This is a genomic window from Streptomyces sp. NPDC007875 (genome assembly GCF_042868035.1).
GTDB classification, from domain to species: domain Bacteria; phylum Actinomycetota; class Actinomycetes; order Streptomycetales; family Streptomycetaceae; genus Streptomyces; species Streptomyces antimycoticus.
Window position 1 is genome coordinate 1 of record NZ_JBIADZ010000017.1, and the last position, 12367, is coordinate 12367.

Annotated in this window: 8 protein-coding genes; 5 read left to right on the plus strand and 3 right to left on the minus strand. The window is 71.7% G+C overall.

From position 1 onward, the window contains the following. Positions 1–195: 195 nt before the first annotated feature. Positions 196–1032, minus strand: a complete 837-nt coding sequence (locus ACFYOY_RS30080) for a hypothetical protein (protein ID WP_351905033.1) — start codon at positions 1030–1032, stop codon at positions 196–198. Further along, positions 1032–2300 carry a VWA domain-containing protein gene (locus ACFYOY_RS30085; RefSeq protein WP_351905035.1) on the minus strand — a complete coding sequence of 423 codons (1269 nt, stop codon included), beginning with the start codon at positions 2298–2300 and terminating at the stop codon, positions 1032–1034. Before ACFYOY_RS30085 ends, ACFYOY_RS30080 begins: the two co-directional genes overlap by 1 nt. Positions 2301–2468: 168 nt before the next feature. Between ACFYOY_RS30085 and ACFYOY_RS30090 the strand changes: the two genes are divergently transcribed. Continuing rightward, positions 2469–5270, plus strand: coding sequence for an alpha/beta fold hydrolase (locus ACFYOY_RS30090; RefSeq protein ID WP_351905038.1), 2802 nt, complete (start codon positions 2469–2471; stop codon positions 5268–5270). Further along, positions 5267–6121: an ABC transporter permease subunit gene (locus ACFYOY_RS30095; RefSeq protein WP_351905041.1), complete on the plus strand. Its 855-nt coding sequence runs from the start codon at positions 5267–5269 to the stop codon at positions 6119–6121. The genes ACFYOY_RS30090 and ACFYOY_RS30095 overlap by 4 nt, the downstream gene beginning before the upstream one ends. A 41-nt stretch (positions 6122–6162) precedes the next feature. On the opposite strand, the gene ACFYOY_RS30100 is transcribed toward ACFYOY_RS30095, so the two are convergent. Next, positions 6163–7344 carry an FAD-dependent monooxygenase gene (locus tag ACFYOY_RS30100; protein ID WP_351905044.1) on the minus strand — a complete coding sequence of 394 codons (1182 nt, stop codon included), beginning with the start codon at positions 7342–7344 and terminating at the stop codon, positions 6163–6165. Positions 7345–8045: 701 nt separating this feature from the next. On the opposite strand from ACFYOY_RS30100, the gene ACFYOY_RS30105 reads away from it, so the two are divergent. The 3 genes from ACFYOY_RS30105 to ACFYOY_RS30115 all read left to right on the plus strand — a co-directional run bounded on the left by ACFYOY_RS30105 (position 8046) and on the right by ACFYOY_RS30115 (position 12364). Beyond that, positions 8046–10340: a glycosyltransferase gene (locus ACFYOY_RS30105; protein ID WP_351905047.1), complete on the plus strand. Its 2295-nt coding sequence runs from the start codon at positions 8046–8048 to the stop codon at positions 10338–10340. Further along, on the plus strand, positions 10337–11593 hold the full coding sequence (locus tag ACFYOY_RS30110) for an acyltransferase (protein WP_351905050.1): 1257 nt from the start codon (positions 10337–10339) through the stop codon (positions 11591–11593). The genes ACFYOY_RS30105 and ACFYOY_RS30110 overlap by 4 nt, the downstream gene beginning before the upstream one ends. Before the next feature lie 246 nt (positions 11594–11839). Then, on the plus strand, positions 11840–12364 hold the full coding sequence (locus ACFYOY_RS30115; RefSeq protein ID WP_351905053.1) for an extensin: 525 nt from the start codon (positions 11840–11842) through the stop codon (positions 12362–12364). The last annotated feature ends 3 nt before the right edge of the window (positions 12365–12367 follow it).

The following is a 12367-nucleotide window of genomic DNA, read 5'->3' on the forward strand; positions in this document are numbered from 1 at the left end:
TGTTAGCGCCGACCAAAGGGGCTGGGGCCCTATTGGAACCCCCCCGGGTGGGGCTGCGGCCCCTTTGGTGGGGGGGGGGGGGGGCCCCCGTTTTGGGGGGGGGGGGGGGGGGGGGGGGGGGGGGGGGGGGGCCGCCCCCGGGGGGGGGGGGCGGCCCCCCCCGCCCCGATTCCGGACATCGGGTCAGATTTCCGGTCAGGCGTCGCTCGGCGGGCGGCCCGGGAAGCGCGGCCCCCGGGTGAGGGTGTAGCCGCCCACCCCGGCGAGCGCCGCCAGCGCCGCGCCGATCACGGTCCACACCCACCGGTCCGACCACCAGCCGGAGCCCCAGTCGTCCTCCGGTTCGGCGACCGCGTGCGGGATGTCCCCGTCCTTGCCGTCCGCGGAGTCCGAGGACGTGTCGCCCGACGGCTCGGAGCCCGTGCCCGGGGCCGTTCCGGCCCGCAGCACCGGATTGAGCGGGGTCACGTCCCCGCCGTCGGCGTGCGCCCCGCCCGCGTCCGGTACGGACGCCTCGACCTCGGCGTCGATCGGCAGCCCGAGGTCCTCGGCGGGCAGATCGACGACGGTGAGCCGCACGTAATAGGCGCCCTGCAGAGGGTCGTTGGCCCAGCGCTCGGACCAGGACCGCACATGGCGCAGGGTGCAGCTCACGGTGACCGACCCGTCCTGCTGGGCCGCCCTGCGCGCCGGGGTGCCCGAGGCGCACGCCTGGTGGCGGCGCAGACCGTCGTAGACATCGAGCTGCCAGGTGGCGCTGCCGTGCCGGCTCGAACCGTCGGGCAGCTTCAGCTCCGCCTCGACCTTGGGGATCTGCCCGGCGACGGCCGGGAACACCCAGTACAGATAGTCACCGGTGGAGGCGGCCGCGGTGGCCTTCTGGCCGGGCGTGAGCTCGGTGGCGGTACGGAAGTTCGTGCCCGCCTCGGTGGGGGCGCCGTCCTTGCCGTCCGCGGCGGCCGGGGCGGCGGCGGTCAGCCACGCGGCGGCACACAGGGTGAGCGCGGCGCCCACGGTACGCAGGGCTCGCATCAGTTGGTCCTCCAGACGGTGACACGCCAGCGGGCCAGCCAGCCCCACAGCAACCCCGCGAGCAGCCCGCCCACGGTGAGCACGCCCAGCAGCATCCAGCCGCGGCCCAGGCCGAAGGCGGCCACATCGGCGGGCGGATCGTCGTTGCCGACCACATCGACGGCGAGCTCCACCGGAAGGCCCGGGGCGCGCTTGACGGAAGCGGGCGCGGAGAAGGACTGGCTCAGCTCCAGGCACACCGTCCGCGCGGTCTCGTCCTCGTCGTCGTCCACATCGGCGACCGGATAGCGCAGCCCGCTGGAGATGACGTCCGTACGGCCGCTGCCCGCCTCGCTGCCGCGCACCAGCTCCCGGCCGCCCGGGGTCATCGCCCGCAGCAGAACGCCGTAGTCCGGGTCGACCGCGCGGTCCACGGCCACGCTCGCCGAGGCCCGCAGCTCCTGACCGGGCGCCACTCGCATCCGGTACCAGCGGTGTTCGCCGAAGCTCTCCCGGTCGCTGTAGAGGCCGGAGCCCAGGTACGGGGCCTTCGCGCACTGTGCGGCGCCCCGCACCGGCGTGGGCGTCTGCACGGGGGTGTCGGCGGAGCGCCGGACCAGCTGCTTGATACGGCTGGAGAGCTGGTCCCGGTGCTGGATCGCCGTATAGGTGCCACCGGTGGCCTCGGCGATGCAGCTGAGCTGCTCGCGGACCTTGCGGTCCAGCGTCAGCCCGAGCGTGTCGACGACCAGGTGGGTTCCCTGGGCGGCCAGTTCACGGGCCACATCACACGGGTCGGGCTGACCGCAGGAGTCCTCGCCGTCCGTGATCAGCACGATCCGGCGGGTGCCGTCGCCGCTGGAGAGGTCCTTGGACGCGCCGCGCAGCGCGAGCCCGATGGGCGTCCAGCCGGTGGGGCGCAGCGTGGCGACGGCCGCCTTGGCCTCGGTGCGGTCCACCTGGCCCACCGGGTAGAGCTGCTCGCTGTCCCGGCAGCCGGCCACGCGGTCCTTGCCCGGGTAATTGGCGCCGAGGGTGCGGATGCCCAGCCGCACCTCCTCCGGAGTGGCGTCCAGCACCTCGTTGAACGCCTGTTTCGCTGCCGCCATCCGGGTGTCGCCGTCGACGTCGCGGGCCCGCATGGAGCCGCTGACGTCGAGCACCAGTTCGACCTTCGGGGAATTGGGAGCCGGTTCGCCGGCCATGGCGGGGGGAGGGGATATCAGGCCGCAGGCGAGGGCCGCGAGCAGCCCCAACGCGCCTGTCGCCAGACGTTTCTTTATGATCACCGGCGCATCTTATGGAGCTTCATCTGGCTGATCCAAAAGCCCGGTCGCCGCGGCCGGGGGCATACCGCGCCGGGTGTACGGCAGGTGTCCGGGTACTCCCCCGGGAGGGGACGAGAATCCGTCTGGTGTCAGCTCCGGCGTTTGCATCCTCCTCTTAGGGTTGCGGGTATGGATCTCCGAAAGACCCGGCTGCGGGGCCGGCGCCTGGCCGCCGCCGTGGCCGCCGCGGCCGTCCTCGCGGGCGCGGGCACCTGGGCGGCAGCCGCCTCCGACGACCGGCCGGCCGTGCACCGCCAGGACCGCGTGCTGGACATGCCGGGGGCGCGCATCGACACCTCGTACTTCACCTCGGGCACCGGCCGCAGGCCCGCGGTTCTGCTCGCCCACGGCTTCGGCGGCAGCAAGGACGACGTACGCGACCGGGCCGAGGAGCTGGCCCGCGACGGATACGCCGTGCTCACCTGGTCGGCGCGTGGATTCGGCAGATCCACGGGGAAGATCGGGCTGAACGACCCGGACCATGAGGTGGCCGATGCCCGGCGGCTGGTCGACTGGCTGGCGAAACGCCCCGAAGTGCGGCTCGACGGCCAGGGCGACCCCCGGGTGGGCGTCGCCGGCGCCTCCTACGGCGGGGCCATCTCCCTGCTCGCCGCCGGATACGACCGCCGGGTGGACGCCATCGCGCCCGAGATCACCTACTGGAACCTCGCCGACGCGCTCTTCCCGAACGGTGTCTACAAAAAGCTCTGGGCCGGGCTGTTCTTCACCACCGGCTCGGCCGACCTCACCCAGGCCCAGGGCGGTCAGAAGGACGCGAACGGCGGGGGAGGAGCGGGCGGCGGAATGGGCCAGTCGGGCCCGGGAGGCGCGAACGGCGGGGCGGGCCAGGGAGTCCGGGCAGACCCGGGAGACGCGAACGGCACAGACGAGAGCGGTGGTAAGGCCCCGGGAGGCCGGGGCTGTGGTCGCTTCGAGAAGCGGCTGTGCGAGATGTACGAGCGGGTCGCGGTCGCCGGAAAGCCCGACGCCGCCGCCCGCCGGCTGCTCGAGGCCCGCAGCCCGTCCGCCGTCGCCGGCCGGATCAAGGTCCCCACGCTGATCCTCCAGGGACAGGTCGACTCCCTCTTCCCCCTCGGCCAGGCCGATGAGATGGCGAAGTCGATCCGGGCCACCGGGGCGCCGGTCGCCGTCGACTGGACGGCCGGAGGACATGACGGCGGCGACCGCGAGACCTCGCGAGTGGCGGCGCGCACCCACGCCTGGTTCGACCGCTACCTCAAGGGCGACAAGGGCACCGACACCGGACCCGCCTTCCGGATCAGCCGCACCGGCGGCATCGACACCACCAACGGCGCGGTCCAGCTGCGCGGCGCCACCGGCGACCGCTACCCGGGCCTGGGCGAGGGCACCCGGAAGGTGGCACTGCCCGGACGCGAGCAGTCGTTCGCCAACCCGCCCGGGGCGGGGCCGCCCTCCATCTCCACGGTGCCGGGCGTGGCCGGGCTGTCCCGGGCGTCCTCGCTCGGCGTCGGCCTCTCCCTCGACGTCCCGGGCCAGTTCGCGCGGTTCGACTCGGCGCGGCTGGACCGGCCCCTGCGCATCACCGGATCGCCCGAGGTGAAGGTGCGGGTCAAGGCCGACACGGACGACGCCGTCCTGTTCGCCAAGGTCTACGACGTGGGGCCGGACGGACAGCAGGTGCTGCCCGAGCAACTGGTCACGCCGCTGCGCGTCACCGGCGCGAAGCAGGGCCGTACCATCACCGTCCGGCTGCCCGCCGTCGACCACGAGCTCATCGCGGGCCATCGGCTGCGGCTCGTCCTCGCCTCCACCGATCTCGGCTACGCCTCCCCGACCGAGCCCGCCACCTACACGGTCGGGCTCGTGGACGGCGGCCTGACGGTTCCCACCGCGCCCGCGGTGCACACCCAGCCCGCCCCGCTGCCCGCCTGGGTGTGGGGGCTGCCGCTCGCCGCGGCCGTGGTGGCGCTCGCTCTGGTGCTGACCGGCAGGCGGCGTACGGCCACTCCCGCGCCGGATCCCGAACTGGCCGAGGTGCCCCTGCAGATCACCGGTCTCAGCAAGCGCTACGCCAAGTCCGCCGACCGCTACGCGGTACGCGAGCTGTCCTTCCGCGTCGAGAAGGGGCAGGTGCTCGGACTCCTCGGGCCCAATGGCGCTGGCAAGACCACCACCTTGCGCATGCTGATGGGGCTCATCGCCCCCGACGAGGGCGAGATCCGTGTCTTCGGCCAGGCCATCAGGCCCGGCGCGCCCGTGCTCTCCCGCGTCGGCGCCTTCGTCGAGGGGGCGGGCTTCCTGCCGCATCTGACCGGCAGCGCCAACCTGGAGCTGTACTGGCGGGCCACCGGCCGTCCCGCCGCCGACGCCCATATCGAGGAGGCCCTGGAGATCGCGGGCCTGGGCAGCGCGCTGGAGCGTGCGGTGCGCACCTACTCCCAGGGCATGCGGCAGCGGCTCGCCATCGCCCAGGCCATGCTGGGCCTGCCCGATCTGCTGATCCTCGACGAACCGACCAACGGCCTCGACCCGCCGCAGATCCGCGAGATGCGCGAGGTGATGATCCGGTACGCCGCCGAGGGGCGCACGGTGATCGTTTCCAGCCATCTCCTGGCGGAGGTCGAGCAGTCCTGCACCCATCTGGTCGTCATGGACCGCGGCCGGCTCATCCAGGCGGGCCCGGTCGGCGACATCACCGGCAACGGCGGCAGTGTGCTGGTGGGCCACGACGGCGAGCTGAGCGAGGCCCACGTCGACAAGGTGAACGCGCTGCCCGGTATCGCCTCCGCCGCCCGCACCGCCGACGGACTGCTCGTCCAGCTCGACGGGACCACCCCGGCGCGGCTGCTCGCCGAGCTGGTGCGGCTGGAGATCCCGGTGACCAGCTTCGGGCCCAACCGGCGCCTGGAAGACGCCTTCTTGACGCTGATTGCAGGAGGATCCGCGTGAGCTCCCTGTCCCAGGTCGCGCCCGGCTACCGGGCCCATCACACCCTGCCGCTGCGGGTCGAGGCCGTACGGCAGCTGCGCCGCCGCCGGACCCTGGTCATGGCGCTGGTGCTGGCGCTGCTGCCGTTCGTCCTGGTCGCCGCGTTCGCCATCGGCGGCACCCCCGAGGGGCGGGAGGACCGGGTCACCCTGATGGCCACGGCCACCGCCTCCGGCGCCAACCTCGCCGCCACCGCGCTGTTCGTCTCGGCCGCCTTTTTGCTGGTGGTGCCGGTGGCGCTGTTCTGCGGTGACACCGTGGCCTCCGAGGCCAGCTGGTCCTCGCTGCGCTATCTGCTGGCCGCGCCCGTGCCCCGGGCCCGGCTGCTTTGGAGCAAGCTGGCGGTGGCCCTCGCGTTCAGCGCGGCCGCCATGGTGCTGCTGCCGCTCGTCGCGCTCGCGGTGGGCACCGTCGCATACGGCTGGGGGCCGCTGCAGATGCCCACGGGCGGTGAACTGCCGATCGGGGACGCCCTCGTCCGGCTCGCCCTCGTGGTGCTGTACATCTTCCTGTCCCAGCTGGTCACGGCCGCCCTCGCGTTCTGGCTCTCGACCGTCACCGACGCACCGCTTGGCGCGGTGGGCGGTGCGGTGGGGCTCACCATCGTGGGCAATGTGCTGGACGCGGTGACGGCGCTCGGCTCCTGGCGCGACTTCCTGCCCGCGCACTGGCAGTTCGCGTGGGCGGACGCACTCCAGCCCCATTTGGAATGGGGCGGAATGGTGAAGGGCGTCTCGGTGTCCGTCGCCTACGCGCTGGTGCTCCTCGCGCTCGCCTTCCGTGGCTTCGGTCGCAAGGACGTGGTGTCCTAGCCGGCTACGGGCCACGGGGCCACGGCCGTCGGGCGGCCCGGTCAGTAGTCCTTGAGGGCGTAGGAGTTGACCACCGCGTAGAAGGCGTCACCGATATTGGTCGGGTTGGTGTCGGGCTCCTGCCCGGGCGATGCCTTCTCCGCGTCCTTCCGTGCCTTGTTGTCCAGCGCGAGCTGCTGGTTGGCCGCCGCATAGCCCCGCAGCTCGCGCTCGTAGGCGGCGAAGGCCACGGTGTGGTCGCCGCCGGCGGCCTTGAGCTCGCCCGCCAGGACATAGGTGCCGACCATGGCCACGCTGGTGCTCTGCCCGGACGCCGGTGAGCCGCAGTATCCGGCGTCGCCGACCAGGGTCACCCGGCCACGGGACCAGGAGTCCATATGGATCTGGGCCGCCGCGTCGAAGTGGAAGTCGGGCGCCCCCCACATGTACTCCAGCAGCCGTGGCATCTCCCAGCGCGCGTCCCGGTACCGCTCGGCCACCAGCCGCTTCTGGTCCGAGACGGTCCGGGAGCCGAGGAACTCGGCGGGCGGTTCGTCCGAGTCGATGCCGATGTAGACCCGGGCCTCGGTGTTCTCACGGACACTCATCACCATGCCGCCCCAGACGTCGCCGGGCATCTGGTAGATGACCTCCCAGCGGTCGAGGCCCAGATAGTTCGGCACTGTCCACACGCCCAGATAGCCCCCCATGTGGTGAAGGAATTTCTCCTCCGGGCCGAAGACCAGTGCCCGGGTGGAGGAGTGCACCCCGTCGGCCGCCACCACGATGTCGAAGGCGCGCGAACCGCCCCGGTGGAAGGTGACCGCCACCTCATCGGGGCCCTGGGCGAGTGAGGCGATCGAATCGTTGAAGAGGTACTCGATCCCGTCGCCGCCCGCGGCCATCAGAACCGAGGACAGATCGTCCCGGAGAATCTCGACGTCGGGGCTGTCGAGATGTCCGCCACTCGCGGTGCGCTCGGTGGTGCTGAACAGCTCCTTGCCGTCGCCGTCGACCATCGACATACCGCGCAGCCCGGTGCGGTGCGCCCGGATCTCCTCCAGCACACCCATGCGCGCGCACACCTCCAGCGCCGGGCCTCGTACGTCGATCGCCTGTCCGCCCGGGCGCGGCCCCGAGGCCCGCTCCACCACGGTGACCTGGCAGCCATAGCGGTCCAGCCAGTAGGCGAGGGCGGGCCCGGCGATACTGGCGCCGGAAATCAGGACCCGGGTATTGCGCATGGCGTTGTCCCTTCCGAATTCAACCACCGAATGTGGTGCCTGGAAAAGACTGGCCGGAGGTACCGACACCGCACCGACGTGGCGCCGACGCCGGGTCGATGGCGCACCGACGCCGTACCGACAGGGCTCCGACAACCCCTGCGCCGTAGGGAAGTTGAGGCTGGCGGCGATCGGCCCGTCGGCACGCGGAACTCGCTCATCGGTTAATGAGAGTGTTACTTCGATGTGTTGTGTGGTTCCGTAGTGATCGATGAGACTAAGGATTCCGACCGGTCAGCCCAAAAGATCGGTCGACCCGCACTGGTGACGTTCGGTCCGCCCCCCACGATCCGAACAGGATGGGACCTTATGCGCAATTCGCTGGAGCACGTTCGCGTGTCCCCCGCCGCCGTCGCGTCCGTCTGCCCGAGACCCCGCCGGAGACCTCACCTCTCCCCGCGCGGATCGGCCACGGTCGCGGCGTAGCCGCCTCTCACTACTCACCGAACGGCGGATCGCCCCGGCCTTCCCGGCGACGCCGTCCTCCGGCCTGCCCGTAGCCGCATGCCCATGCAGGCATGCCCGCGGGCCACGTGGTCTGCCCTGACCCCGGCCGGAATGTCCGCGCGCCCACGGCCCGTTCGGTGACGCACGTCTTCCAGAAAGGAACCACTCAGGTGCTTACTTCGCACCACCCACGATCACGCGAATACCAGCAACCCGTGCCCGCCGCTCGCGGCGATGTGGCGGGACCGAGCGGGCGGGTGCTGGCGGTCGGCACACCGGGCCCCAGACTCGATCAGCTGACCCGGACACTCGTCTCGACCGGGCATGAGGTGAGCCATGCGGAGCCCGGCGACGTCAGCCGTCAGATGCGGCACTCCCCTCCGGACGCGATCGTGGCCCTGGACGACGCCCACGACGGGCTGGACCTGATACGCGAGGTCCGCGCCGTACCCGCGGGACGGGCGCTGCCCCTGCTCGTGGTCACCTCCGACCCCGGCCCCGTCGGCGTCGCCGACATGCTGCGCGGCGGCGCCGACGACTGCGTACCGGACAGCTCCGACCCCGTCGAGCTCTCCGCCCGGATCGAGGCCAAGCTGCGCCGGGTCCCGGTCCCCGTCGAGAATCTGCTGCTCGACCCGCGCACCGGTCTGTACTCCCAGCCCCACTTCCTGGGTGAACTCGACCGGGAACTCAAGCGGGTCGACGACAGCCGCGTCGGTGGTGTCGTCGCCATGGTCGGCGTCGCCGAGATAGCCGCCCTCGAAGCCCGGCTCGGACCGAGGGTGCGCCGTGAGGTCGCCGAACGTCTCGCCGGAGTGGCGGAGAAGCTGGGCGGCGTCTGCGACCGGCTCGGCTGGGACGACGACGGCCATCTGCTGATGCTGATGCCCGGTGTGGACGAGGACACCGCGCGCGGCGAACTGCAGAAGTTCGCCAACGCCGTGGCCGGGACCCGCTTCGTGGTCGCCGATGAGAACGTACGGCTGACCCCGGCGATCGGATGGACCCCGCTGGCCGACTGCCCGGACCGCGCCCAGGCCGTCGCCAACTCCCGCAACGCGGTCCAGGAATCGATCCGCCACCGGGATCTGCGGCCGGTCAAGTACGCGGCGTGGATGCGCGGCAGCCACCGCCGCCGTCGCCGTCCCCTGACCACCGCGCTCCGCGCCCTGCTGTCGGCGCTCTCGCCCATCCTGGTGCTTCTCTTCGGCGTGGGCATCCCCTTCGTCTTCTATCAGCAGATGTACGAGCTGGGCTGGGACGTCGGCTCGGCCGCCTACTGGGTCGTGGTGTCCGGCCTGGTGCTCTCCGCCGCGATGATCGTGCTGGAGTGCCTCTTCTCGCTCGACGCCAAGCCCCGGCCCGAACGGCCATCACAGCCGTATCCGCCGGCCAGCGCCGTCATCGCCGCGTATCTGCCCAATGAGGCCGCGACCATCGTCGACACCATCGAGTCCTTTCTGCGCCTGGACTACCCCAACGAGCTGGAGATCGTGCTGGCGTACAACACGCCGCACCCCATGCCCGTCGAGGAGACCCTGCGGGAGATGGCCCGCCGCGACCCGCGGCTGGTACTGATGCCGGTGGCGGGCAGCACCTCCAAGGCGCAGAACGTCAACGCCGCGGTCACCCGGGTGCGCGGTGAGTTCGTCGGCATCTTCGACGCGGACCACCACCCGGTGCCCGACGCCTTCCAGCACGCCTGGCACTGGCTCTCGAACGGCTATGACGTGGTCCAGGGCCACTGCGTGATCCGCAACGGCGAGAGCTCCTGGGTCTCCAAGCTGGTGGGCGTGGAGTTCGAGGCCATCTACGCCGTCAGCCACCCCGGCCGGACCCGCCTCTACACCTTCGGCGTCTTCGGCGGCTCCAACGGCTTCTGGCGCACCGATCTGCTCGCCCGCACCCGGATGCACGGCACGATGCTCACCGAGGACATCGACTCCTCGATGCGCGCCCTGCACGAGGGTGCCCGGATCGCCACCGACCGCACGCTCATCTCGCGCGAACTGGCGCCCACCACCCTCAAGGCGCTGTGGAACCAGCGGTCGCGCTGGGCCCAGGGCTGGCTCCAGGTGTCACTGAAGTATCTGTGGCGCGGACTGCGCTCCCCGGCCTTCACCGCCCGTCAGAAGGCGGGGCTGCTGGTGCTGCTGGGCTGGCGTGAGATCCAGCCGTGGCTCACCCTGCAGATCCTGCCCGTGCTGCTGTACTCGGCGTGGCGGGCGGGCGGAGTGGACCAGCTCGACTGGGCGGTGCCGGTCTGCCTGCTGGCCACCTTGTTCACCCTGTCCGCCGGGCTGGTCCAGGCGCTGTTCGCATGGCGGCTCGCGGTGCCCGAACTGCGCCGCCGCAGGGCGTGGTTCTGGCGGTATCTGCTGGTGTCCACCTTCTTCTACAGCCACTTCAAGAACATCGTGGCCCGTCAGTCGCTCCTCAAGGAGGTGCTGCGGGACCGCCAGTGGCGGGTCACCCCGCGGCCCGGCGAGAAGGCGGTGAAGCGGACATGAGCACGGTGTCCACGACCCTCACCACCGCGCCCGCCACCGTTCGCCGGCCGGTCAACGGCACGCCCGCCAAGGGCGCGCCCTCCCGGAACCGGAGGAACGCGGAGATCCAGGGCTTCCGGGGCATGGCGGCGCTCCTCACGGTCGTCTTCCACGTCTGGCAGCAGTACTTCACCTACGACCGGGACGGCGCCCACTCACCGGTGCCCAACCGGTACGCGAACGCGCTGGTGTCGCTGGAGGTCATCGATTTCTTCTTCGTGCTGTCCGCGTATCTGCTGACGCTGTCCTACGCACGGGCGGCGATCGACGGGGGCTCGACCCGCCCCGGCCGGGTGTTCCTCTTCCGGCGGGCCATCCGGATCATCCCGCTGTACTTCCTGGCGGTCCTGTGCGTCTGGGCCACCCGCAACCCCACCCTGCCCGGCGAGTGGTCCGATCTGGTGCACCACCTCACCTTCACCCAGGTCTTCGACCAGGAGCAGATCTTCTACACCATCGGCCCCACCTGGTCGTTGTCGCTGGAAATCATGTTCTATCTGGCGTTGGTGGGACTCGGCCCCCTGGCCGCCCGCGCCTGCCGTCCGCTGCGCCGGCGGGCCTCCCGGGTGGCGGTGTGCGCCGCCGGATGTGCCCTGCTGTACATCGGGCCGTTCATCTGGATCGCGGTCGCCCGCTATGTGCTGGAGATCCCGCACACCGAATGGCCGGTGTACTTCGGACCGCAGGCCCGCTTCGGCGGGTTCGCGGCAGGCATGGGCCTGGCCGTGACGATGGTCGCCCTCGGCGACCGGGGCCGGCTCCACGCGAAGGTGGCGATCCCGCTGCGGGGGGCCGCCCTCCTGGGGCTGTATCTGCTGTCCTGGTCCGGTACGGAGGCGGAGGACTTCCCCACCACCTTCTACCATCCGCTGTCCGCCCTGCTGTGGATGCTGCTGCTGTACAGCACCATCCATGTGCGGCGGCAGGGGCGGTGGCACACGTGGCTCACGGCCCGCTGGCTCACCGGCGCCGGGCTGGCCAGCTACAGCCTCTTCGTCTGGCATGAGCCGATCATGCTGGCCCTGTACAACGCCGGGCTGCTGCCCCCCGACGGCCAGGCGGGCTTCCCACTGGCCGTGGTCATCGTGCTGGTGGTGGCCGTGGCCGCCGCCGCGGTGAGCTACTGGCTCATCGAGTACCCGGCGAGCCTGCTCGGGAAGCTCAAGGACGGCAAGGGCCGTTCACGCGACTTCTATCCGGAGGCCGCGCGCTAGCCATGGACAGACGTTCCCCGGTGTACGGGTGGCCGTACACCGGGGGGCCATGGTTATCATCTGGCTCATTCTTTACTCTGTAACACGTGTGCGTCGGACATCGGTTCCTCTCGGAACCGGGCCATCCGGCGCACCGCACCCAACCCATGTCATAACGGGGAGACCAGCGAAATGGGTCGACACAGCCGACCGACCGCCGCTCAGCAGGCGCGTACCACGACGCTCAAGGCGGCTACCGCCCTCGGAGTGGCCGGAACCATAGCCTTCGGCCTCCACTCGACGGCCGGCGGCGACAAGTCCGTGCAGGCCCGCTCCGATGTGAACACACAGCAGGAGCAGGCGCCGCACATCGATCCCGCCGTCGACCACTCGCCCTCGCAGAGCCATGTCTCGCCCAGCGAGTCCACGAAGCCGAAGCTGATCTCCGAGGACACGGACGCCGCCACTCCCGGTGGCGGGGCGACGGACCGGAGCGCCGGCGCGCAGCGGCCCACCACCCCGGCCACCCCCGACGCGGCACCCTCCAAGGCCGCGACCACCCACGCGGCCCCCACCCCGGCGCAGCGGGACGACCAGGTCCCCTCGGAGCCCTCCTCGCCGAGCGAGACGACCCCGAGCGCCGATCCGACCACCCCCTCGCAGCAGCCCAGCCAGCCGCCGCAGTCCACCCCCGGCGGGGGCGGTCACCACGGCAAGGGCCTGGTGGGCGGTCTGGTGGACGGTGTCGGGGACACGCTCGACGGCGTGCTCGGTGGTGTGCTCGGCGGCTGAGCG

Bases quoted from the DNA above. Each gene is read 5' to 3' on its own strand.
- ACFYOY_RS30090 (WP_351905038.1), top strand. From the start codon at position 2,469: ATGGATCTCCGAAAGACCCGGCTGCGGGGCCGGCGCCTGGCCGCCGCC.
- ACFYOY_RS30080 (WP_351905033.1), bottom strand. From the start codon at position 1,032: ATGCGAGCCCTGCGTACCGTGGGCGCCGCGCTCACCCTGTGTGCCGCC.
- ACFYOY_RS30100 (WP_351905044.1), bottom strand. From the start codon at position 7,344: ATGCGCAATACCCGGGTCCTGATTTCCGGCGCCAGTATCGCCGGGCCC.
- ACFYOY_RS30110 (WP_351905050.1), top strand. From the start codon at position 10,337: ATGAGCACGGTGTCCACGACCCTCACCACCGCGCCCGCCACCGTTCGC.